This is a genomic window from Thermochromatium tepidum ATCC 43061, from assembly GCF_009664085.1.
In the GTDB taxonomy this organism is placed as follows: domain Bacteria; phylum Pseudomonadota; class Gammaproteobacteria; order Chromatiales; family Chromatiaceae; genus Thermochromatium; species Thermochromatium tepidum.
Genome location: NZ_CP039268.1, coordinates 2669448 through 2690708, shown reverse-complemented (window position 1 = coordinate 2690708; position 21261 = coordinate 2669448). Strand labels below are relative to the sequence as shown.

At 62.3% G+C, this 21261-nt stretch carries 22 protein-coding genes; 19 read left to right on the top strand and 3 right to left on the bottom strand.

Going from position 1 to position 21261, the window contains the following annotated elements:
* The first annotated feature begins 59 nt into the window (after positions 1-59).
* Positions 60-302, top strand: coding sequence for a hypothetical protein (locus E6P07_RS12470; RefSeq protein ID WP_153975907.1), 243 nt, complete (start codon positions 60-62; stop codon positions 300-302).
* On the opposite strand, the gene E6P07_RS12465 is transcribed toward E6P07_RS12470, so the two are convergent.
* Positions 278-1462, bottom strand: a complete 1185-nt coding sequence (locus E6P07_RS12465; protein WP_153975906.1) for a glycosyltransferase — start codon at positions 1460-1462, stop codon at positions 278-280. The two genes, E6P07_RS12470 and E6P07_RS12465, sit on opposite strands and share 25 nt — an antisense overlap.
* An 85-nt stretch (positions 1463-1547) precedes the next feature.
* On the opposite strand from E6P07_RS12465, the gene E6P07_RS12460 reads away from it, so the two are divergent.
* The 7 genes from E6P07_RS12460 (at position 1548) to E6P07_RS12430 (ending at position 8745) form a co-directional block, all read left to right on the top strand.
* The gene (locus E6P07_RS12460) at positions 1548-1973 is read left to right on the top strand and encodes a hypothetical protein (RefSeq protein ID WP_153975905.1); all 426 of its coding nucleotides are present in this window, start codon (positions 1548-1550) and stop codon (positions 1971-1973) included.
* Between the two features lie 121 nt (positions 1974-2094).
* Positions 2095-3138, top strand: a complete 1044-nt coding sequence (locus E6P07_RS12455; protein ID WP_153975904.1) for a PstS family phosphate ABC transporter substrate-binding protein — start codon at positions 2095-2097, stop codon at positions 3136-3138.
* A gap of 87 nt (positions 3139-3225) precedes the next feature.
* Positions 3226-4617: a phosphate ABC transporter permease subunit PstC gene (gene pstC / locus E6P07_RS12450; protein ID WP_153975903.1), complete on the top strand. Its 1392-nt coding sequence runs from the start codon at positions 3226-3228 to the stop codon at positions 4615-4617.
* The gene (gene pstA / locus E6P07_RS12445; protein ID WP_153975902.1) at positions 4610-5920 is read left to right on the top strand and encodes a phosphate ABC transporter permease PstA; all 1311 of its coding nucleotides are present in this window, start codon (positions 4610-4612) and stop codon (positions 5918-5920) included. Before pstC ends, pstA begins: the two co-directional genes overlap by 8 nt.
* Before the next feature lie 53 nt (positions 5921-5973).
* Complete coding sequence (gene pstB / locus E6P07_RS12440) at positions 5974-6819, top strand: phosphate ABC transporter ATP-binding protein PstB (RefSeq protein ID WP_425505136.1); 846 nt, start codon at positions 5974-5976, stop codon at positions 6817-6819.
* Positions 6820-6838: 19 nt separating this feature from the next.
* Complete coding sequence (phoU, locus tag E6P07_RS12435; protein ID WP_153975901.1) at positions 6839-7600, top strand: phosphate signaling complex protein PhoU; 762 nt, start codon at positions 6839-6841, stop codon at positions 7598-7600.
* An 83-nt stretch (positions 7601-7683) separates the two neighbouring features.
* On the top strand, positions 7684-8745 hold the full coding sequence (locus E6P07_RS12430) for an extracellular catalytic domain type 1 short-chain-length polyhydroxyalkanoate depolymerase (RefSeq protein WP_153975900.1): 1062 nt from the start codon (positions 7684-7686) through the stop codon (positions 8743-8745).
* A gap of 178 nt (positions 8746-8923) precedes the next feature.
* On the opposite strand, the gene E6P07_RS12425 is transcribed toward E6P07_RS12430, so the two are convergent.
* Positions 8924-10351 (bottom strand): transglycosylase SLT domain-containing protein, encoded by a 1428-nt coding sequence (locus E6P07_RS12425; RefSeq protein ID WP_153975899.1) that lies wholly within the window; start codon positions 10349-10351, stop codon positions 8924-8926.
* A 182-nt stretch (positions 10352-10533) separates the two neighbouring features.
* Between E6P07_RS12425 and E6P07_RS12420 the strand changes: the two genes are divergently transcribed.
* Genes E6P07_RS12420 through dnaQ form a run of 3 tightly spaced genes read left to right on the top strand, consistent with a single transcriptional unit; the run spans position 10534 to position 12452 of the window.
* Positions 10534-11295, top strand: a complete 762-nt coding sequence (locus E6P07_RS12420) for a class I SAM-dependent methyltransferase (RefSeq protein WP_153975898.1) — start codon at positions 10534-10536, stop codon at positions 11293-11295.
* Positions 11288-11728, top strand: coding sequence for a ribonuclease HI (gene rnhA / locus E6P07_RS12415; protein WP_153975897.1), 441 nt, complete (start codon positions 11288-11290; stop codon positions 11726-11728). Before E6P07_RS12420 ends, rnhA begins: the two co-directional genes overlap by 8 nt.
* A gap of 1 nt (position 11729) precedes the next feature.
* Positions 11730-12452, top strand: coding sequence for a DNA polymerase III subunit epsilon (dnaQ, locus tag E6P07_RS12410; RefSeq protein ID WP_153975896.1), 723 nt, complete (start codon positions 11730-11732; stop codon positions 12450-12452).
* On the opposite strand, the gene fnr is transcribed toward dnaQ, so the two are convergent.
* Positions 12453-13220 (bottom strand): fumarate/nitrate reduction transcriptional regulator Fnr, encoded by a 768-nt coding sequence (gene fnr / locus E6P07_RS12405; protein WP_153975895.1) that lies wholly within the window; start codon positions 13218-13220, stop codon positions 12453-12455.
* Positions 13221-13485: 265 nt separating this feature from the next.
* On the opposite strand from fnr, the gene pyrG reads away from it, so the two are divergent.
* The 8 genes from pyrG to E6P07_RS12365 all read left to right on the top strand — a co-directional run bounded on the left by pyrG (position 13486) and on the right by E6P07_RS12365 (position 21233).
* On the top strand, positions 13486-15126 hold the full coding sequence (gene pyrG / locus E6P07_RS12400) for a CTP synthase (protein WP_211363122.1): 1641 nt from the start codon (positions 13486-13488) through the stop codon (positions 15124-15126).
* Positions 15123-15956 (top strand): 3-deoxy-8-phosphooctulonate synthase, encoded by an 834-nt coding sequence (kdsA, locus tag E6P07_RS12395; RefSeq protein ID WP_211363121.1) that lies wholly within the window; start codon positions 15123-15125, stop codon positions 15954-15956. Before pyrG ends, kdsA begins: the two co-directional genes overlap by 4 nt.
* Before the next feature lie 353 nt (positions 15957-16309).
* Positions 16310-17590 carry a phosphopyruvate hydratase gene (gene eno / locus E6P07_RS12390; protein WP_153975894.1) on the top strand — a complete coding sequence of 427 codons (1281 nt, stop codon included), beginning with the start codon at positions 16310-16312 and terminating at the stop codon, positions 17588-17590.
* Positions 17591-17652: 62 nt separating this feature from the next.
* Positions 17653-17955 carry a cell division protein FtsB gene (gene ftsB / locus E6P07_RS12385; protein WP_153975893.1) on the top strand — a complete coding sequence of 101 codons (303 nt, stop codon included), beginning with the start codon at positions 17653-17655 and terminating at the stop codon, positions 17953-17955.
* The gene (ispD, locus tag E6P07_RS12380) at positions 17952-18656 is read left to right on the top strand and encodes a 2-C-methyl-D-erythritol 4-phosphate cytidylyltransferase (RefSeq protein WP_153975892.1); all 705 of its coding nucleotides are present in this window, start codon (positions 17952-17954) and stop codon (positions 18654-18656) included. The genes ftsB and ispD overlap by 4 nt, the downstream gene beginning before the upstream one ends.
* Positions 18657-18743: 87 nt before the next feature.
* Positions 18744-19223 (top strand): 2-C-methyl-D-erythritol 2,4-cyclodiphosphate synthase, encoded by a 480-nt coding sequence (ispF, locus tag E6P07_RS12375; protein WP_153975891.1) that lies wholly within the window; start codon positions 18744-18746, stop codon positions 19221-19223.
* Positions 19224-19231: 8 nt separating this feature from the next.
* The gene (gene truD / locus E6P07_RS12370) at positions 19232-20317 is read left to right on the top strand and encodes a tRNA pseudouridine(13) synthase TruD (protein ID WP_153975890.1); all 1086 of its coding nucleotides are present in this window, start codon (positions 19232-19234) and stop codon (positions 20315-20317) included.
* Entirely contained in the window at positions 20310-21233 is a 924-nt protein-coding gene (locus E6P07_RS12365; protein ID WP_153975889.1) for an ATP-binding response regulator, read from the top strand. Before truD ends, E6P07_RS12365 begins: the two co-directional genes overlap by 8 nt.
* The last annotated feature ends 28 nt before the right edge of the window (positions 21234-21261 follow it).

Here is a 21261-nt window from a genome sequence, read left to right as displayed (position 1 = left end):
CCTCGGTCCGTCTAGACTAATCTTTAATCAAGACCATGATGTGTGACGGAGGAACCGCAATGATCACCGGAATCGTCGGCCAAGCCGGTTGGATGGGGATGCAGCGCGGCCTGGATGGCTTGAGTCAGAATGCCAGTGAGATCGCGGGTGCTGGCGTCAGGCCACCGGAAGGCTCATCGGTGCGCGACATCAGCAAGCCGCTGATCGATCAGACCGAAAACCTGCGCCAGGTCGAGGCCTCGGCCAAGGTGATGCAGGCATCGACCGAGTCCTTTGATCATCTGATCGATGTCCTTGCCTGATCAATCACCCGCTCATAGAACCTCAGCAGACGGTCGGCCAGCAGCGGGGCCGACCAATCACGCGCATGCTCGACCGCCTCGCGCGCCAGACGCTGGCGCAGCGCGGGCTCCTTCAGCAGCCGCACTACCTTACTCGCAAAGTCTGCCTCGTCCTCCTCGGCGATGAGCGCGCCCTGTCCATCGCCCAGCACCTCTTTGGTGCCCATGACGGCGGTCGAGACCACGGGCACGCCAAGCGCCATGGCCTCCAACAGCACTAATCCCTGGGTCTCGGTCCGCGAGGCGAAGACGAAGGCCGCGCCGGCCCGATAGCAGTCCTCCAGACTGCCGTCACGATTGAGATACCCCAAGAAGCGCGTGTTGTCGGTCAGACCCAGGTGCGCGGCCAGTTGCTCCAGATCGCGCTGGGCCGGACCCTCACCGGCGATCACCAGCAGCACGTCCGGGACCTCGGTCTTGATCCTGACCAGTGCGCGTAGGATGAACTCGATGTTCTTCTCGAAGGCGAGCCGACTCACCAGCACCAGCACCGGGCGCTCGGGCGGGATGTCATAACACGCCCTGAAACGCTGCCCATCGCCTCGGCTGAACTGATCCAAATCGATCCCGGTCGGGATGACCTCGGCCGGGGTTTGGATACCATAGTCCCGGAGTACATCGAGCATGGCCTGCGAGGGCACCACGAGTGCATCGACGCCATTGCATTGATTGGTCGAAAAATGACGCGCCGCGCCACGCATCCAGCGCGCCGGAACCCAAGGGACATAGTGATGCAGGTATTGTTCGAAAAAGGTGTGATAGCTCTCGACCACGGGCAACCCAAGCCGTTTAGCCAGCGCGAGTCCTGAATAGTGGGCAATGAAAGGCGTGTGGATGTGGATCAAATCGAATCCGCGTCCCCTGAGTGTGTCCGTCAGACGGCGAATCTTGAACGGCTGGAGGATGCGATCCTCGGGGTCGATCGGCAAATAGCGCGATGGGATACGGATGATCTCGAAGGATGCGTCGGCGCCTGCATAATACTCACGTGAGCCATAGTCGGGCGCGATCAAGGTAACCTCGTGCCCCTTGGCGCTGAGTTCACGCGCAAAGGTCTGGATCGAGGTCGAAACGCCGGTCACACGGGGGAAATAGACATCAGAGATCTTCAAGACGCGCATGGCTCATTGCTCGAAACCGAAAAATCCGGCGATCATACCCGATAAATCGCTGTCATCGCGGCCAACCTTTTTCAGGAACCTTGCCATGGTTGATCATTATTCTCTTGTTCGGCTGACGTGCGCGGCCGGTCTGGCTCTGAGCGCGCCCTTGCCGGTCCATGCGGCCGAGCCAACCGTCGCACCCGCGCTCTGGGGGCAGGGAGTCAAGAGTTGCGCGGCCTATCTTGCCAGCCTGCCCGGACCAGGCACGCCGGTCGAGATCGCCAGCGAGGAATATCGGCTTTACCGCCAGTGGCTGGCGGGCTTGGTCACAGGCCTGAACCTGGCGGTGGGGCACGACGTGCTCAAGGGCGGCGAGCTGGATGCAGCCATGCTACGTATCGGTTCGCTGTGCGAGAAGCAGCCGCAGGAGGATTTCTTCAATACCAGTCTGCGTCTGATCCGTTCGCTGGGACAATTACAGGGCGAGTCCGGTCCGCCGCGGGAGTCGATCCCTGGGGATCAGGGTTGATCCTGTCGTCGCGCCGCTGGGGCAGTCATAAGATTGTCATCTTTTATTCATACAATGGGAACGAGTCATGGCGACAATAGAGCTCCGTGTGATTTCATCCACTTGTAGGAGATTACAGCCCATGAACAGGTCCCTGATCGCCGCAGCCATGACCCTGGCCGCAACCACCCTATCGGCCCAAGCCATGGCCCGCGATAACCTCTACATCGTCGGCTCCTCGACCGTATTCCCCTTCTCGACCGCCGTGGCCGAGACCTTCGGTCGCACCACCAAATTCAAGACCCCCAAGGTTGAGTCGACCGGTACCGGTGGCGGCATGAAGCTGTTCTGCGCCGGCGTGGGCGTCGAGCATCCGGACATTACCAATGCCTCGCGCCCGATGAAGCTCAGCGAATATGAGGCCTGCCAGGCCGCCGGGGTCAAGGAGATCACCGAGGTCAAGATCGGCTTTGATGGTATCGTCATCGCCAATTCCAAAAAGGCCGGCGCCTGGGATCTGAGTCTCAAGGATGTCTATCTGGCCCTTGCCAAGGATGTGCCGGATGGCAAGGGTGGCTTCATGGCCAACCCCTACAAGACCTGGAAGGATGTCAACCCCGAGCTGCCGGACCTCAAGATCGAGGTGCTGGGTCCGCCCCCGACCTCCGGCACCCGTGACGCCTTCGTTGAACTGGCCATGGAAGGGGGCTGCAACAGCATCCCCCAGATCAAGGAACTCAAAAAGTCCGATGAAAAGAAGCACAAGGCCGTCTGTCAGGGTATCCGTGAGGACGGTGCCTATATTGAGGCCGGGGAGAACGACAACCTGATCGTCCAGAAACTGGTGGCCAACCCGAGCGCACTCGGCATCTTCGGCTACAGCTTCCTGGATCAGAACACCGACAAGGTCCAGGGCGCCAAGATCAACGGCGTTGCCCCGACCTATGAGACCATTTCACAGGGGTCCTACCCGGTATCGCGCTCGATCTATTTCTATGTCAAGAAGGCCCATGTCGGCACCATTCCCGGCATTGAGGAATACGTGAAGGAATTCACCAGCGAAAAGGCCTGGGGTCCGAATGGCTACCTGGCTGACAAGGGCCTGATCGCCCTACCGGATGCCGAGCGCAAGGCCGTCGCCGAGGCGGCTCGGTCGCTCAAGTCGATGGAGAAGCCCGCCAAGTAAGGTGTCACAGGACGCCTCACGCAGTGTTGCCGATGCCTGATTCTCTTAGGCATCGGCTTTTGCATTTCACACCCAGACGAGATTCCGATGTATTCCTGGATCCTCATGCTCGTCGTGCTGACGGTTATGACCTTGGCCTATCAACTCGGACGTCGGCGCGCCATCATGACCGTAGGCGGCCCGGCCCAGATGAAACACCTGCATTCGCTGCCAGCCTACTATGGTCTTTACGCCGCGCTCTGGGCCGGTATTCCCGCTCTGCTGCTCATGGGGCTCTGGATCGGTTTTCAGGACCAGATCATCATTGGTCTGGTGACGAACAGTCTGCCCCCGGGGGTGCGGGAGGGACTCTCCAGCGGTCAAATCAGTTTGCTCATCAACGATATCCGTAACCTGGCCACCGGCAATATCGTCTCGGCCCAGGTGACACCCGAGATCCAGGCCGCCGCCGATCATTACAACCAGCTCCAGTCAGTGTCCCAGTGGGCGATGTGGGCGGCCGTGTTGGCGCTGGCGCTTAGTGGGTCCGCCTTCGCTTGGTTGCGGACGCAGCCGCGGATGCGTGCGCGCAATCGGGTCGAGTCGATCTTCTTGATCAGCATGATCGTCTTCTCCTCGATCGCCATCCTGACCACGCTCGGCATCGTGCTCTCGGTGGTGTTTGAGTCGCTGCGCTTCTTCCAGATGGTCTCGCCGCTGGAGTTCTTTTTTGGCACCAACTGGAGTCCGCAGATCGCACTGCGCTCAGATCAGGTCGGCGCCTCTGGTGCATTCGGTACCATTCCGCTCTTCACCGGCACATTGATGATCTCGGTGATCGCCATGCTGGTGGCCGTGCCCATTGGCTTGCTGTCGGCCATCTATCTGTCCGAATACGCCAGTCGCCAGGTACGCGCCGCGGCCAAACCGATCCTCGAGGTGCTGGCCGGGATCCCAACCGTGGTCTACGGCTTCTTCGCCGCTCTGACCGTGGCGCCCTTCATCCGCTCGGTGGGGGCCGCGATGGGGCTCGAGGTGGCCTCAGAGAGCGCGCTCGCCGCTGGGCTGGTCATGGGCGTCATGATCATCCCCTTCGTTTCCTCGCTCTCGGACGACGTCATCAACGCCGTGCCCCAGTCGCTGCGCGACGGCTCCTACGCCCTAGGCGCGACCCAGTCCGAGACCATTCGCTATGTCATCATCCCGGCCGCGCTGCCGGGTATCGTCGGCAGCATCCTGCTTGCCGTCTCGCGTGCCATCGGTGAGACCATGATCGTGGTTATGGCAGCCGGACTCTCGGCCAACCTGACCGCCAATCCGCTCGAAAGCGTCACCACGGTGACAGTGCAGATCGTCACCCTCCTCACCGGCGATCAGGAATTCGACAGCGCCAAGACGCTCGCCGCCTTCGCCTTGGGTCTGACCCTCTTCATCGTCACGCTCGCCCTCAATGTGATCGCCCTGTCGATCGTGCGCAAGTATCGGGAGCAATATGAATGAATTAACTTCGAATCCACCCGGCAGGCCGCGTCGCACCCTCGACATCGTCCAGGCCTCACTCAAGCGCCGTTACGCACGCGAGCGCCGGTTTCGGTTTTTGGGTGCCACGGCAGTCATCCTGGGTCTGACCTTCGTTGTTCTGTTGTTTGCCGACATCATCCTCAAGGGTTACACGGCCTTCCAGCAGACCTACATTCGACTACCGATCGAGTTGGCCGCCGAGTCCATTGATCCAGACGGCACGCGCGACCCCGAGACGCTGGCGCAAGCCGATTACATGAAATTGATCCGCGAGGCCTTGCAAGCGCGCTTTCCGGACGTGACCGAGCGGAACGAGCGACGCCTGCTCAGTTCCATGATCAGCGTCGGCGCGGCTGATCTACTGCGCCAGCAGGTGATGGACGATCCCGATCTCATCGGGACCACCCAAGAATTCTGGATCCTGGCCGCCGCTGACATCGACATGCTGATCAAGGGCCATATCGATCGCAAGGCCGCCGAGGCTGACCGTCGCGTCAAAGATCAGATGATCGGCTGGATCGAACGTCTGGAGGCCGAAGGGCGGATTGCTAAGCGTTTCAATACCATCTTTTTTACTCACGGCAACTCACGTGAACCCGAGCTTTCGGGCATCGCCGGCGCACTCATGGGGTCCTTTTATACCCTATTGCTGACCCTGGTGCTGTCCTTCCCGATCGGCGTTGGCGCAGCACTCTATCTGGAGGAGTTCGCGCCCAAGAACCGCTGGACGGATCTGATTGAGGTCAACATCAACAACTTGGCGGCGGTACCCTCGATCGTCTTCGGTCTCTTGGGTCTGGCGGTCTTCATCACCTTCTTTGGCGTGCCGCGCTCGACACCACTGGTCGCAGCGCTGGTGCTGACCCTGATGACCCTGCCGACCATCATCATCGCCAGCCGCGCGGCGCTTAAGTCAGTGCCGCCATCGATCCGCGAGGCCGCGCTCGGGGTCGGCGCCTCGCCCTTGCAGACCCAGTTCCATCATGTCTTGCCGCTGGCCATGCCCGGCATGCTTACCGGCACCATCATCGGCATGGCACAGGCGCTCGGCGAGACCGCGCCCTTGCTGATGATCGGCATGATCGCCTTCATCGTTGACATCCCCAAGGGATTCACTGACGTGGCCACTGTATTGCCGGTGCAGATCTACCTGTGGGCCGACAGTCCTGAACGTGGTTTCGTCGAGCGTACCTCGGCGGCGATCATGGTCCTGCTGGCCTTTCTGTTCGCCATGAACCTGGCGGCCGTGCTCCTGCGCCGTCGGTTCGAGCGTCGCTGGTAGGTTGCCACCCCCAAGCGAGAGGCTGAATGTTTATGAATACCCTGGTTGAAACCATGAACAAGACAACGACAGGTGCCATTAGCGCTGCCGAATTGGCGAAAGATCGACCTTCCGCGGCGACGATCGGCGACGTCACGGTCGCCAACCCGCGCATGACCTGCCGCAACGTCGATGTCTGGTACGGCTCCAAACAGGCCATCAAGAACGTGAGTCTGGACCTGGGCAAAAACGAGGTGCTGTCGATGATCGGCCCCTCGGGCTGCGGCAAGTCGACCTTCTTGCGCTGTCTCAATCGTATGAACGACACCATCCCCGGGTGTCGAGTCACCGGCTCGATCAAGCTCAACGGTCAAGACATCTACGACAAAGGTCTGGATCCGGTGCTCTTGCGCGCCCAGGTCGGGATGGTGTTTCAAAAGCCCAATCCCTTTCCTAAGTCGATCTATGAGAACGTGGCCTATGGGCCGCGTATCCATGGTCTGACCAATAATAAAGCGGAGCTGGATGAACTGGTCGAGACCAGTCTGCGTAAGGCCGGTCTTTGGGATGAGGTCAAAGACAGGCTCGATCAACCCGGCACCGGACTGTCGGGCGGTCAACAGCAGCGCCTTTGCATCGCCCGCACCATCGCCGTCTCGCCCGAGGTGATCCTGATGGACGAGCCCTGCTCGGCGCTTGACCCCATCGCCACCGCCATCATCGAGGAGCTGATCGATGAACTGCGCGCCAACTACACGATTGCCATCGTCACCCACTCGATGCAACAGGCCGCGCGTGTCTCGCAGCGCACAGCCTACTTCCATCTCGGCGATCTGATCGAGGTCGGCGAGACCAACCAGATCTTCACCAATCCTCAGCACAAGCTCACCGAGGATTACATCACCGGGCGCTTCGGTTGAATCTGGCGTGGAGTCCAGGATGAACGACACCGCCATCGACCGGCGGACGAGCGGTGATCTCACCACCGGCCATACCGTACGCCGCTACGATCAGGAACTGGCCAAACTGCGTTCCATCATCCTGCAGATGGGCGAGCGGGTCATCGATCAGACCCAGGCGGCGGTCGCCGCCCTGATCGAAGGCGACGAGATTCAGGCCTATCGGGTGCTCGATCGCGAGCCACTGATCGACTATCTCTCGCTTGACGCCGATGAAGAGGTGTTTGGTGTCATCGCCCGGCGTCAGCCGACCGCCGTAGATCTGCGTATCGTGCTGGCGTTGTGCAAAATTGCCGCTGAGGTAGAGCGCGCGGGTGATAAGGCTGCGCGCATTGCCCATCAAGCCCTAGAATTGCAACAACAGGGACAGGGCGGCGAACTACTCGTCGAACCGCTGCGCCTCGCCTTCCAGCGCCTCGACGACAAGGTCTGCTGTATGTTCGAGCGTAGCGTGCAGGCCGTCGCCACCTTCGATGTGACCCAGTCACTGGGTATCTTCGAGGACGAGTCAAGGCTCCAAGAGGTGGCGCGCGACCTAAGCGATCTGCTCAACGAGTCGGAAACCGACGGCATGGTGCCGCGTCAGACCCTTGCCTTGTTCCAGTGTGCTCAGGCCCTCAAGCACATCGGCAATCATGCCTCCAGCATCGCCGAGCAGGTCATCTATGTCGCACTCGGTCAGGATGTTCGCTATCGCAATCGTGAGATCCTGATCGAGACACTCCGACATCGGGGTTACTGAAGGCATCATCGTTTTCGATCGACGTCGCCGTCTGGACGATTTAATCTGTCCTGGACTCAGTCCAAGCGCCAATCCATCGATCGATGATAAACGAGACACTCAAGGCGATCCTGGCCGAGGCCATGCGTCTAGGACGCGATGGTCGCATCGCCGAGGCCACAGCCCTCATCCAGCATGGCCTGCATCTAACGCGCGACAGGTCCAAGCCAGAGGCGGCTGGCGTCGATCATTACGGCGGCGTCGACGCCGACTTCGAGTCCATCGAGGATGTCGGTCCCAGGGGTGGGCGCGTGATCCGTGGACATCGCATCCAGGGTTCGGAGGCGCGCGACTACATGCTCTATGTGCCGGGTGGAACGGATGGGGCGCCGCGTCCGTTGATCCTGATGTTGCATGGCTGTCAGCAGGACGCCGACGACATTGCGCGTCTAACCCGCTTCAACTGGCTCGCCGACACGCTGGGTTTCAGCGTCCTCTACCCAATCCAGTCACGCACAGCCAATGCCGCCGGCTGCTGGAACTGGTTTTTGCCCGAGCATCGGCGTTCCGATGATGGTGAGGCCGCGCTGCTCGCCGCACTGACCGCAGATATCGCCGTCCGGCATGGTGCCGATCCCTGTCGGCTGTATGTCGCCGGATTCTCGGCGGGTGGTGCCATGGCTTTGGTGCTCGCCGCGATCTACCCGGCGTTCTTCGCCGCCGTCGGTGTGCATTCCGGTTTGCCGTATGGACTGGCCCAGGATCAGGTCTCGGCGCTGACGCTCATGCATCAGGGACCATCAGCCCTTGGCGGCCTCCGGACGCGGATCCCGAGGCTGGGCGGGGTACCGGTGATTGTGTTTCAGGGCGACGCGGATCCTAGGGTCAATCCGGTCAATGCGCCCTTGATCATCGAGCAGGCGTTGGCCGAGGCTGACAAGCCGCGCGTCACACGCGAGAGGGGGCGATCGGCGGGCGGTCTGGACTACACCCGCACCTGCTATCTGAACGCCGCCGAATCCATCCGCGCCGAACTCTGGATGGTAGAGCGTGGCGGACACGGCTGGTTCGGCGGCGATCCGGCTGGATCCTTCGCCGAACCCAAGGGGCCGGATGCCTCAGGTGAAATGTTGCGTTTCTTTCTGAGCCTGGCGCCGGCAGTTTGAGGTCGGGTCGCCAAGGCGACCCGATCCGTCGAGGATCCCAAATCCTGATCCGTTTACTTAAGGAAACGCTGAATAAATCGCGTGTCTCTCAATCGCGGCTGAAGTCGTTCCAAAAAATCAATGGGTTACGTGAGAAGGTGTTGCCACGAATGGAATCAATCAGCGTTTCCTTAAGGAACTATCCCTCTTCCCTCTTGTAAATACGCACAGAGGTGCCGCTCTTGAGCGTATTGTCGGCGAGCTGGTTCCAGCGCCGAATCTCTTCGATTGAGACACGATAGCGGCGCGCCAATCCGGTAAGCGACTCGCCAGGCTGGACGCGATGCGTGATGAGGGTCTGCTTCTGACGGGTCGGTATTTCGAGCGTCTGGCCCGGAAGCAGCGGATCATGCTCGGAGAGACCATTGGCCTCGGCCAAGGTCTTGAGATCCAGGCCATGACGCCGTGCAACGGCGGCCAGTGTCTCGCCGCTCCTGACGGTATGGGTGCGTGGGCCTCTGTAGGCGTCGGTGTCCGTCAGAGGCATCCGAGCCTGTGGAGCGCGGCTGACGACCACGGGGAGAGGCTGAGCATCGAGCTGGATCCCCGGTGAGCTGGCGCTGATGCGTGCTCCCTGACCCTGGGGTACGTTCAGCTCAGCCACTGTTGGGCGTGACCAGCGCCCGATCTTGAGATCCGGATTCAGTCGCTTGAGCTCGTCGAGCTTGACGCCGTTGTCCATAGCGACCTTGACCAGATCCATCGGCTGGTTAGAACGGATCACGTCGATGCCGATGCGATCCGGGATGGCAGGCAGATACTGGCCGTAGCGACGCGAATCAGCGACCAGCTTGGCGGCGGCCAGGATCTGCGGCACATACTGCTGGGTCTCGTTCGGCAGGTTCAGCGACCAAAAATCGGTGGGCTTGCCCGCAAGGCGGTTGGCCTCAATGGCCGAGGATACACAACCCGGGCCACAGTTGTAGGCGGCCAGGGTCAGTTCCCAGTCGCCCTCGAAACGCTTGTTGAGCTGTTCTAGATAGTCCAGTGCGGCGCGGGTCGAGGCAATCACGTCGCGCCGCTCGTCGGTCCCCTCATCTAGACGTAGGCCCATTTCGCGCGCGGTCGAGGGGATGAACTGCCAGATGCCGGCGGCAGACTTGGGGGAGGTAGCCGCCGGGTCGTAGCGGCTTTCGATCTGCGGCAGCAAGGCCAGCTCCATCGGGAGACCGCGGCGCTCGATCTCGGCGACGATGATCGATAGATAGGGCGAAGCGCGCTGCGAGAGTCGTTCCAGATAGCGCGGATTGCGGCGGAAGCGTTCGAGCGCGGCATCGATGCTGGCATTGGCCTGGAGATCGAGCCGCATCCCGGCGCGCACGCGCTGCCAAAGATCCCCTCCTGGGCCGATCCGTCCGCCCTCCAAGACTTGCGAACGGGCCCTCAGCCTGACATCACGGGCGGGTCTGACATAACCATATTCACGCGCCGAGACCACATCGGCATACAGGTCGCTGGAACCATCCAGCTTGGCGAGGTCGCCTTGACCCGCGCAACCAGTGAAAAAGGGCAGGGTGAGGGCCGATAAGGCGCAGGCCATCGGCCCCAGAGGTTTGGCTTTTGGCATGGGAACCCCGACTAAATTAACGTAACTTATTGATTAAGCGAAATATTATTAAAATTGTATGGTTATCATACGCAAAGGCCGCTCTGAATTCCACAACGAACATCCGCTTGGTAGAGATTTGGGGGGTCGGGACAAGCGGCGATGATCGCGGTTACCATGGTCGTCCCGATGAGACCAAAGGCATGACCAGAGATCCACCAGACCAGTCCGATCCCTTGCAGGCGTGGTATCGCACGGCGCTCGGTGCTGCGGTAGCCAGGTATGAGGACGACTGTCTACGACGTCTGTTGTCCAATACCTTCGGCTACTATCTGGTACAGATCGGTGCGAGCGAGCATTTCAGTGAGGCCTTGGCGACGAGCCGGATCAGGCATCGCGTATTGCTGCCCAGCACGGCTCCGACCGAGGCCGCACAGGGATGGAGCCTCGTCGGTGAGCCGAGCGCCCTGCCCCTGGCCTCTGACAGCATCGATGTCGTTCTCCTAGCGCATGTCCTGGAGTATTCGGATCGCCCGCGTGTGATCCTCGCCGAGGTCGAGCGCGTGCTCATCCCCGAGGGGCGCTTGATCCTTCTTGGGTTTGATCCGCTGAGTCTGTGGGCGCTGGGACGTCTCTGGTGGCCGAGCCGTCGGCGACGGCCCTGGAATGGACGCTGGCGTTCGTCGATCCAGGTCGAGCGCTGGCTGACCGAGCATGGGTTCGAGATCGAGACGCGCGAGCGGGCCCTATTCTGTGTCCCCTTTGTTACTCCAGCCGGGGCGATCTGTCGCTTCGTCGAGTCACTCGGACGCCGGTTCTGGCCGCTATTTGGCGGTCTCTATGCCATTCGCGCCGTCAAGCGGGTCGCGCCACTAACCCCGATCAAGCCCTATCGCACCAGTCGTTGCGCCTTGCTGCCGGGCGGCGCCATCCGCCCCACGACTCGAGGGACTGGGCATGCCTGATTGGGTCGAGGCCTTCACCGACGGCGCCTGCAAGGGCAATCCCGGCCCCGGCGGCTGGGGCGTGTTGCTGCGCTGGGGTGGGGTCGAGAAGGAGCTACTGGGTGGCGAGCCCCAGACCACCAACAACCGAATGGAGCTGATGGCCGTGATCATGGCGCTGGAGGCGCTCAGGTATCCGGCCCGGATCCGCATTACCACGGACTCAACCTATGTCAAGCGCGGGGTCACCGAGTGGCTGTCGCACTGGAAGCGTAATGGCTGGCGCACTGCCGATCGCCGTCCGGTCAAGAATCGCGATCTCTGGGAGCGTCTAGACCAGGCGCTCGCCCAGCACGAGGTAAGCTGGCGCTGGGTCAAGGGCCACACCGGGCACCCCGAGAACGAGCGCGCCGACCGGCTCGCCAATCTGGGTGTTCCAACGGGAGGATACTGAAATGCGTCAGATCGTTCTGGATACCGAAACCACGGGTCTTGATCCACGCGAGGGTCACCGGATCATCGAGATCGGCGGCGTCGAACTGATCGACCGGCGCCCGAGCGGCCATAACTTTCATGAATACATCAACCCCGAGCGTCAGATCGACGCCGAGGCCGAGACCGTGCACGGCATCAGCAATGCCCTCCTGGCTGACAAACCGCGTTTTGCCGACATCGCCGAGCGGCTGATCGAATATCTGCGCGGGGCTGAGCTCATCATCCACAACGCCGCCTTCGATGTCGGCTTCCTCGATTACGAATTCAGCCTGTGGCGTGGCAGTGAGGCCCCACAGATCGCCGATCTCTGCACCCTAACCGACACCCTGACGCTCGCGCGTCGGCTCCATCCAGGCCAGCGCAATGGGCTTGATGCACTCTGCAAACGCTATGGGATCGACAACTCGCACCGCACCCTGCACGGTGCGTTGCTCGACGCCCAGATCCTGGCCGACGTCTATCTGGCGATGACCGGTGGGCAGGTTGCGTTGTATCTCGACGGTGAGGGTGGCGAGCGGATCGGCGATGACAAGCGAGGGGTGTATCGAGGCCGCGTTGACGTCGAGCGACCGCGCCTGCGGGTGGTCCGTGCGACACCGAGCGAGCTGGAGGCGCATCAGACCCGGCTTAAGGAGATTCAAAAGGCGAGCGGCAGCTGTGTCTGGCTCGGTGCGCTCGGATAATCAGGTCTGCTGCCGGCGCTGCGGTTGACGTCGCCCGGCGCCGGCACCATCGCTGATCTCTTCCAATCCCCGGAGGTCGAGCAGCTCGATATGCTTGCGTTCGACACGCACCAGACCCTCGTCCTGGAAGCGGGTGAAGAGCCGGCTGACGGTCTCGACGGCGAGCCCCAGATAGCTGCCGATCTCATGTCTGGACATGCTGAGATGGAAGTCCGTGGCCGAGAGTCCACGCCTGTGCAGGCGTTGCGAGAAGCTGAGCAGAAAGGCGGCCAAGCGCTCCTCGGCATTCTTCTTGCCGAGCAGGCGCAACAGGTCGGTATCCTGGCCGATCTCCTTGCTGAGCAAGCGGTACATCTGGTGCTGGAGGCTTGGGATGATCGCGGTCAGCTCCTCCAGCCGCGCGAAGGGGAGTTCACAGATGGCCGAGGTCTCGAGCGCACGGGCCGAGCAGGCATGCTGGCCCTTGTCGATGGCGTCCAGCCCCAGGAGCTCGCCGGGCAGGTGGAAACCAAGCACCTGTTCGCCGCCCTCGCTGCCGGGGGTAAAGGTCTTGAGCGAGCCGGTCTTGACGACGTACAGAGAACGGAAGTGGTCGCCCTCGCGAAACAACAGGTCGCCACGATGCAGCGGACGGGAGCGCTTGACGATGTCATCGAGCCGCTCGACGTCTTCGGGTGTCAGACCCATGGGTAGGCAGAGCGAGGAGAGTGTGCACTGGCGACAAGCGACACGGATGGATTCGATCGAGATCACGGTGTTTTGATTCAAGGTTTCTACCCTCGCTCCTTGGCCTGGCCCGCTGCAGGCGATAGGGTTTTGTTTTTGATCTGGATCAATGATCCGGTGTTATTAACCCGATCCCTTCTCAAACTCAAGTGCCGATATCAGGCCGCCAGCCTCGCGTTTCCAGCCAAACCAGGCCAAAAGCTCGAAGCTGAATCGCATTGAGCCAATGCAGCGATTTTGGTAGCTTGTCTCGCCATCCGAGTCGCGACCCTCGGGCTTACTCGACCCCCCTCGACCCCCGTTCACTATGACAAAGTTCATCTTCATCACCGGCGGTGTGGTGTCATCGCTGGGTAAGGGCATTGCCTCGGCCTCGCTGGCGGCGTTGCTCGAGGCGCGCGGTCTGCGCGTCACCATGATCAAGCTCGATCCCTACATCAACGTCGATCCGGGCACCATGAGCCCCTTCCAGCACGGCGAGGTCTATGTCACCGACGACGGGGCCGAGACCGACCTGGACCTGGGCCATTATGAGCGCTTCCTGCGTACCCGGATGGGGCGTAACAACAACTTCACCACCGGTCAGATCTACGAGAGCGTGATCCGCAAGGAGCGTCGCGGCGACTATCTGGGCCGCACGGTGCAGGTCATCCCGCACATCACCGACGAGATCAAGGCCAGCATCCGCCGCGGCGCCGAGGGTGCCGACATCGCCATGGTCGAGATCGGTGGCACCGTGGGCGACATCGAGTCGCTGCCATTCCTGGAGGCGATCCGTCAGATGCGGGTCGAGGAGGGACCGGAGAACTCATTGTTCATGCATCTAACCCTGGTGCCCTACCTCCGCGCCGCCGGCGAGATCAAGACCAAGCCGACCCAGCACTCGGTCAAGGAACTGCGTTCGATCGGCATCCAGCCCGACATCCTGCTGTGCCGCGCCGAGAAGCTGCTGCCGGACGAAGAGCGGCGCAAGATCGCGCTCTTTACCAATGTCTCGGAGAAGGCGGTCATCTCGGCCATCGACGCCGACAACATCTACCGCATCCCGCGGCTGCTCCATGCCCAGGGCCTCGATGACCTGGTGGTGCGTCAGTTCCGGCTCGAGGTGCCCGAGGCCGATCTCTCGGAGTGGGATCGGGTGCTGGACGGCTTCGACCATCCCGAGCAGTCGGTGCGCATCGGCATGGTGGGCAAGTACATGAACCTGACCGAGGCCTACAAGTCGCTCTCAGAGGCGCTGGCGCACGCCGGCGTGCACACCAAGATCCGGGTCGAGATCGTCTATGTCGACTCCGAGCGCATCGAACGCGAAGGCACAGACTGTCTCAACGGACTCGACGCCATCCTGGTACCGGGCGGATTCGGCGAGCGCGGGGTCGAGGGCAAGATCCAGGCCGTGCGCTATGCCCGCGAGCAGCGGGTACCCTATCTCGGGATCTGTCTTGGGATGCAGGTGGCGGTGGTCGAATATGCACGTCATGTCGCCGGGCTGGTGGGCGCCCATAGCACCGAGTTCGACCCCCAGACGCCGCATCCAGTGATCGCCCTGATCACCCAGTGGCGGGATGAGCAGGGGCGGGTTAAGACCCGCTCCGAGAATGATGACCTGGGGGGGACCATGCGGCTCGGCGGGCAGAATTGTCGGCTGGAGCCGGGCAGTCTGGCGCGGGCAATCTATGGTCAGCCGCAGATCCGCGAACGCCATCGCCATCGCTATGAATTCAACAATGCCTATCTGGATACGCTGAAGGATGCCGGGCTGCGGTTCTCGGGCTGGTCGCTCGACAACCGCCTGGTCGAGATCGTCGAGATCCCGGATCATCCCTGGTTCATCGCCTGTCAGTTCCATCCCGAGTTCACCTCGACCCCGCGCGATGGGCATCCACTGTTCGAGGGCTTTGTGCGCGCGGCCCTGGTGCAGTGTCAGTTCAATGGACGAAACGCATGATGTCGCTGGCCGGTTTCGAGGTCGGTCTCGACCGGCCGCTGTTTCTGATCGCCGGGCCGTGCGTGATCGAGAGCGAGGCACTGGCACAGGAGACCGCCGGGGCACTAAAAGAACTGACCGAGACGCTCGGCATCCCCTTTATCTACAAATCCTCGTTCGACAAGGCCAATCGCTCCTCGGGGGCAAGCTTTCGCGGGCCCGGCCTGGAGGAGGGCTTGCGGATCCTGGAAGGGGTGCGCACGATCATCGGCGTGCCTGTGCTGACCGATGTGCACGAAGACACGCCGCTTAGCGAGGTCGCGGCGGTGGTCGATGTCCTCCAGACCCCGGCCTTTCTCTGTCGTCAGACCAACTTCATCCAGGCCGTCGCCCGCCAGGGCAGGCCGATCAACATCAAGAAGGGTCAGTTCCTCGCACCCTGGGACATGAAGCATGTCGTCGAGAAGGCGCGCGCGACCGGCAACGACCAGATCCTGGTGTGCGAGCGTGGTGTCTCGTTCGGCTACAACAATCTGGTCTCGGACATGCGCGCGCTGGCGGTGATGCGCGAGACCGGCTGTCCGGTGGTGTTCGACGCCACGCATTCGGTGCAACTACCGGGTGGACAGGGGGCGAGCTCAGGCGGGCAGCGCGAGTTCGTCCCAGTGCTGGCGCGCGCGGCGGTCGCGGCGGGTGTCGCTGGCATTTTCATGGAGACCCATCCCGATCCGGACCATGCTTTGAGCGATGGCCCCAATGCCTGGCCGCTTGGGCGGATGCGTGAATTGCTGTCGACCCTCATCGAGATCGATCACTTGGTCAAGGCGGCTGGATTCATTGAGCAACCTTAGGGAAACGCTGAATAAATCGCGTGCCTCTCAATCGCGGCTGAAGCCACTCCTATAAAATCAATGGGTTACGTGAGAAGGTTTGCCACGAATGGAATAAATCAGTGTTTCCTTAGCGCTACTGAGCTTGGCGCCCTTGAGCCAGGTTTCTCACAGGTTCAATGTCGCCCTATTCGTAAGCGGATCTAAAGAAGGAACTCATCGATTTCGATGTCGTGGCTAAATGGAAATAGACCCGCCCCAAAATCACTGATCCTTGATCGATTCGGTCGTTTTTAGCTTGACTTGCGGGGCTCAAACGCGCATCCGCTTACCAAAGCTACAAGAGTATTGACGCAAACCAGGAGTCATCCACCATGTCCGAAATCGTCGACGTCCGCGCCCGTGAGGTGCTGGATTCCCGTGGCAATCCGACCGTCGAGGCCGACGTCATCACTGCCGCCGGCGCCATCGGTCGCGCCATCGTGCCTTCCGGCGCCTCCACCGGCTCGCGCGAGGCGCTGGAACTGCGCGATGGCGACAAGTCGCGCTACAACGGTAAGGGCGTGCTGACCGCCGTGGCCAATATCCAGGGTGAACTGCGCAACGCCGTGATCGGGATGGAGGTCAGCGATCAGACCGCGATCGACCGCCGCCTGATCGAGGTCGATGGTACCGAAAACAAATCGCGTCTGGGTGCCAACGCCCTGCTCGGCGTCTCGCTCGCGGTCGCCCATGCCGCCGCGCAGGAGAAGGCCCTGCCGCTCTATCAGTCGCTCGCCACTGGCCCTTATCGCCTGCCGGTTCCGATGATGAACATCATCAACGGTGGCGAACATGCCGACAACAGTATTGATTTCCAGGAGTTCTTGATCCTACCGGTCGGTGCCGGCAGCCTGCGTGAGGCCGTGCGCTATGGTGCCGAGGTCTTCCACGCGCTCAAGTCTGTGCTGCATGGGCGTGGTCTGGCCACGGCGGTCGGCGACGAGGGCGGTTTTGCGCCCGATCTGGCCTCGAACGAGGCGGCGATCGAGGCCATCCTCGAGGCCATCCACACCGCCGGCTTCAAGATCGGCTCCGACATCTATCTGGGTCTCGATGTCGCCGCCTCCGCGTTGTACAAGGACGGACAGTATGTGCTCAAGGGCGAGCGCCGCACCCTGAGCTCAGACGGACTGATCGAGCTTTTGGCCGACTGGGTCGCCAAATACCCGATCCTCTCGATCGAGGATGGTCTGGCCGAAGGCGACTGGGACGGTTGGAAGCGCCTGACCGAGCGTCTAGGCGACAGGGTGCAGATCGTCGGCGACGATATCTTCGTCACCAATACCCGGATCTTCAGCCAGGCCATCGCCAAGGGCATCGCCAACTCGATCCTGATCAAGGTCAACCAGATCGGCACCCTGACCGAGACCCTGGAGGCCATCGCCATGGCGCACAAGGCCGGTTATACCGCGATCATCTCGCACCGCTCGGGCGAGACCGAGGACTCGACCATCGCCGATCTCGCGGTCGCTACAGGCGCGGGTCAGATCAAGACCGGCTCGCTGTCGCGTTCGGACCGTGTGGCCAAGTACAATCAATTGATGCGTATCGAGGACCAATTGGCCGATGAGGCCGTCTATGCTGGACGCGATGCCTTCAACAAGTGGATCTGAGGCCCTGGGGTCGGGGTCTTTGAGTTCGGCGTCCCCTGACCCTGAACGTCCTGAGCTTGCGTATGTACTGGTTGATCCTGGTATTGACCCTGCTTCTGGGCGCGCTCCAGTACCGGCTCTGGGTCGGCGAGGGGAGCCTCGCCGAGCTCCACAGCCTCAAGCGCGAGATCGCCCTCGAGGAGTCCGAGCTGGAGCGGCTGCGCGCGCGCAATCGCGCGCTTCAGGCCGAGGTTGACGACCTGCGCGAAGGCTCCGAGGCGATCGAGGAGCGTGCGCGCAGCGAGCTGGGCATGATCAAGCCGGGCGAGATCTTTATCCAGGTCATCGAACGACCTAGGTCCGCCAATCCGGAGGGTCGACCATGACGACACGACTCTGGGCCATCCTGCCCGCCGCAGGCGTCGGACGACGCATGGGCAGTGCCGTGCCCAAGCAGTATCTGGAACTGGCCGGTCGTACCGTGATCGAGCACACGCTCGACCTCTTCGTCAGCCACGAACGCATCGCGGGCGTGGTGGTGGCCCTGGGTGCCGAGGATGGTTACTGGGACGCGACCGCCTACGCCGGTCATCCCCGGGTAAGGCGCGCACCGGGCGGTGCCGAGCGCTGCCATTCGGTCCTCAATGCCCTGGCGTCCCTGGAGGGACAGGCCGATGCCGACGACTGGGTGCTGGTGCATGATGCTGCGCGTCCCTGTCTGCGCCCGGACGATCTCGACCGGCTGATCGACAGCCTGCTCGACGATGCCGTCGGCGGTCTGCTCGGCATCCCGGTGCGGGATACCATGAAGCGTGCCGGGGCGGGCGAGCGCATCGATACGACCGTGGATCGCTCCAGTCTGTGGCACGCCTACACGCCGCAGATGTTCCGGCTCGGTCTGCTGCGACGCGCCCTACAGGAGGCGCTGGAGGCTGGCGATCTGGTCACGGATGACGCCTCGGCCATCGAGCGTCTGGGGCTGGCGCCGCGCCTGATCGAGGGCCATGCCGACAACATCAAGATCACGCGGGCTGAGGATCTGCCGCTCGCGCACTTCTATCTGCAACGCCAGGGACGGATTTCTTGAAACGGCCAGCGTCCAGCCACCAGCGTCCGGGCTCATCCCAACGACCGGACGCTAGAGGCTGGAAGCCGGAAACTGGAGACCCCCCAAATGCTGATCGGTCAGGGCTTTGATGCCCATCGTTTCACGCCGGGTCGTCGGCTGGTGCTCGGCGGGGTCGAGATCCCGCACGATCAGGGGATGCTCGCCCATTCCGACGGCGATGTCTTGATCCATGCCCTGTGCGATGCCCTGCTGGGCGCCGCCGGATTGGGCGACATCGGACGTCATTTTCCCGACACGGATGCCGCCTATGCCGACATCGACAGCCGGATCCTGCTGCGACGGGTGATCGACAGTCTGCGCACCCTGGGCCTGCGTGTGCACAATGCCGACATGACGCTCATCGCCCAGCAGCCCAAGCTGGCTCCTTACATCCCGGCCATGCGCGAGACCCTGGCCTTCGATCTCGAATGCGATCCCAAGCGCGTCAATGTCAAGGCAACGACCATGGAACACATGGGCTTCACCGGTCGTGGTGAGGGGATCGCCGCCGCGGCGGTGGTGCTGCTGGTCACGGCAGACGGCTAAATCTTCGGATGTCTGCCTCGGCGCTCCCCCGCTGGACCACCTTCAGTGATCTGCCGCGTGCGCATGGCGAGCCCCTCGGCTCGGGTCGGCTGCGTGTCGCGCCCGAAGACTTCCAGGTCACGGAGGTGCTGGGCTTTGAGCCGGACGGGGAGGGCGATCACTGGTTGCTCCGGGTGCGCAAGACCGGCGCCAATACCGCATGGGTGGCACGGCGACTGGCGGACACGGCGGGCGTGCCGGTCGCAGCTGTCGGCTATGCCGGTCTCAAGGATCGTTGGGCCGTCGCCGAGCAGTGGTTCTCGCTGCCGCGTCCGCGCACTGGGGAACCCGAACCAGACTGGGGCGCGCTGGCAAAACAGGGGATCGAGGTGCTCGGGGTCTATCCCCATCGGCGCAAGCTGAGGCGCGGCGCCCTGGCTGGCAACAGGTTTAGGATTCGCATCCGTGACTGTCGGCTCGACCCGGCGGCGCTTGCGGCACGTCTTGAGATCATCCGCGCGCGTGGCGTGCCCAATTATTTCGGTGAACAACGGTTCGGTCACGCCGACGCCAATCTCCAGCGCGCGCATGCGCTGCTGACGGGTAGGGTCAGGCGGGTGTCGCCCCATCAGCGCGGCCTCCAACTCTCGGCGGCGCGCGCCCAGATCTTCAATGAACTGCTGGCCGAGCGCGTGCGCCGCAGCAACTGGGACCGGCTCCAGCCTGGTGACTGCCCGCACCTGGCTGGCAGCCATTCGTTCTTTCTTGTCGAGACCCTCGACGACACCCTGCACGAGCGCGCGGCGCGTTTCGATCTGCATCCAACAGGTCCGCTCTGGGGCCGTGGCGAGCCGCCGACCCGCCAGGCGGTTCAGGCGCTCGAACTCGAGGTCGCGGCTGGATTCACGCCCTGGCCCGAACGGCTGGCGGAACGAGGATTGGATCAGGGGCGTCGTGCACTGCGTCTGGTCCCCGACCAACTCGAACATGAATGGGGCGATGGGGATCTGATCCTCGGATTCGGGCTATCATCCGGATCCTATGCAACCAGCGTGTTGCGCGAGATCCTCGACACTTTCGAGCAGCTTCAACGGCAGGACGGTTCCGATGGCTAAATTGCTGGTGGTGGACGATGAGCCCATCAACCTCGAGATCATCGGTCATTGCCTGGAGGGCGAGCATCAGCTGGCCTTCGCCGAGGATGGACTGGAGGCCTGGTCCATGCTGGAGGCCGCGCCCCAGGCCTATGATGGCGTGATCCTCGATCGCATGATGCCGCGCATGGACGGCATGGAGGTGCTCAGGCGTCTCAAGGCCGATCCGCGTTTTCGCGACCTGCCGGTCATCATGCAGAGCGCGGCCGGAGGCTCCGAGCAGATCGCCGAGGGACTGGCGGCCGGCGCCTGGTACTATCTGGCCAAGCCTTATTCCCCCAAGGCACTGCGCAGCATCGTCAACGCCGCCCTGGACGACCGACGCACTCGCAAGGATCTGGTGCGCATCGGCGACAGGCTCCAGACCACCCTCAATCTGATCGACCAGGCCCGCTTTCGCTTTCGTACCCTTAAGGACATCCAGGTTCTGTCCTCGACCCTGGCACAGATGTGTCCAAACCCCGAAACCGTGGCCATGGGGCTGTCTGAGCTCATGCTCAATGCCGTGGAGCACGGCAATCTCGGGATCGATTATGCCGAAAAGGGACGCCTGATCGATGAGGGTCGGTGGCAGGAGGAGATCGAACGTCGACTCGCCGATCCTGCCCGGGCCGGGCTGTATGCCGTCATCGAGCTACAACGCAATGCCGACTATCTGGACCTTACCATCCGCGACCGGGGATCGGGGTTTGATTGGCGGCGTTATCTGGATCTAGATCCGGAGCGCGCCTTTGACAGCCATGGTCGCGGCATCGCCATGGCGCGCCATCTGGCCTTCGCAGACCTGGAGTATCTCGGCGCAGGCAACGAGGTTCGGGTCAGGTTGAGGCTGACCGATCCCAACGGGGGCACGGCCCATGACGATGCCCAGGTTTAACGGGCAGGGTCCCGCCCCGGATCACTGC

Excerpts from the sequence above, each read along its gene's own strand:
- E6P07_RS12455 (WP_153975904.1), top strand. The coding sequence starts at position 2,095 with ATGAACAGGTCCCTGATCGCCGCAGCCATGACCCTGGCCGCAACCACC.
- pyrG (WP_211363122.1), top strand. The coding sequence starts at position 13,486 with ATGACAAAGTTCATCTTCATCACCGGCGGTGTGGTGTCATCGCTGGGT.
- E6P07_RS12365 (WP_153975889.1), top strand. The coding sequence starts at position 20,310 with ATGGCTAAATTGCTGGTGGTGGACGATGAGCCCATCAACCTCGAGATC.
- pstA (WP_153975902.1), top strand. The coding sequence starts at position 4,610 with ATGAATGAATTAACTTCGAATCCACCCGGCAGGCCGCGTCGCACCCTC.
- E6P07_RS12425 (WP_153975899.1), bottom strand. The coding sequence starts at position 10,351 with ATGCCAAAAGCCAAACCTCTGGGGCCGATGGCCTGCGCCTTATCGGCC.
- ispD (WP_153975892.1), top strand. The coding sequence starts at position 17,952 with ATGACGACACGACTCTGGGCCATCCTGCCCGCCGCAGGCGTCGGACGA.
- E6P07_RS12465 (WP_153975906.1), bottom strand. The coding sequence starts at position 1,462 with ATGCGCGTCTTGAAGATCTCTGATGTCTATTTCCCCCGTGTGACCGGC.
- ispF (WP_153975891.1), top strand. The coding sequence starts at position 18,744 with ATGCTGATCGGTCAGGGCTTTGATGCCCATCGTTTCACGCCGGGTCGT.
- pstB (WP_425505136.1), top strand. The coding sequence starts at position 5,974 with ATGAACAAGACAACGACAGGTGCCATTAGCGCTGCCGAATTGGCGAAA.
- E6P07_RS12420 (WP_153975898.1), top strand. The coding sequence starts at position 10,534 with ATGACCAGAGATCCACCAGACCAGTCCGATCCCTTGCAGGCGTGGTAT.
- eno (WP_153975894.1), top strand. The coding sequence starts at position 16,310 with ATGTCCGAAATCGTCGACGTCCGCGCCCGTGAGGTGCTGGATTCCCGT.
- rnhA (WP_153975897.1), top strand. The coding sequence starts at position 11,288 with ATGCCTGATTGGGTCGAGGCCTTCACCGACGGCGCCTGCAAGGGCAAT.
- phoU (WP_153975901.1), top strand. The coding sequence starts at position 6,839 with ATGAACGACACCGCCATCGACCGGCGGACGAGCGGTGATCTCACCACC.
- kdsA (WP_211363121.1), top strand. The coding sequence starts at position 15,123 with ATGATGTCGCTGGCCGGTTTCGAGGTCGGTCTCGACCGGCCGCTGTTT.
- pstC (WP_153975903.1), top strand. The coding sequence starts at position 3,226 with ATGTATTCCTGGATCCTCATGCTCGTCGTGCTGACGGTTATGACCTTG.
- dnaQ (WP_153975896.1), top strand. The coding sequence starts at position 11,730 with ATGCGTCAGATCGTTCTGGATACCGAAACCACGGGTCTTGATCCACGC.
- truD (WP_153975890.1), top strand. The coding sequence starts at position 19,232 with ATGTCTGCCTCGGCGCTCCCCCGCTGGACCACCTTCAGTGATCTGCCG.
- E6P07_RS12470 (WP_153975907.1), top strand. The coding sequence starts at position 60 with ATGATCACCGGAATCGTCGGCCAAGCCGGTTGGATGGGGATGCAGCGC.
- ftsB (WP_153975893.1), top strand. The coding sequence starts at position 17,653 with ATGTACTGGTTGATCCTGGTATTGACCCTGCTTCTGGGCGCGCTCCAG.
- E6P07_RS12430 (WP_153975900.1), top strand. The coding sequence starts at position 7,684 with ATGATAAACGAGACACTCAAGGCGATCCTGGCCGAGGCCATGCGTCTA.
- E6P07_RS12460 (WP_153975905.1), top strand. The coding sequence starts at position 1,548 with ATGGTTGATCATTATTCTCTTGTTCGGCTGACGTGCGCGGCCGGTCTG.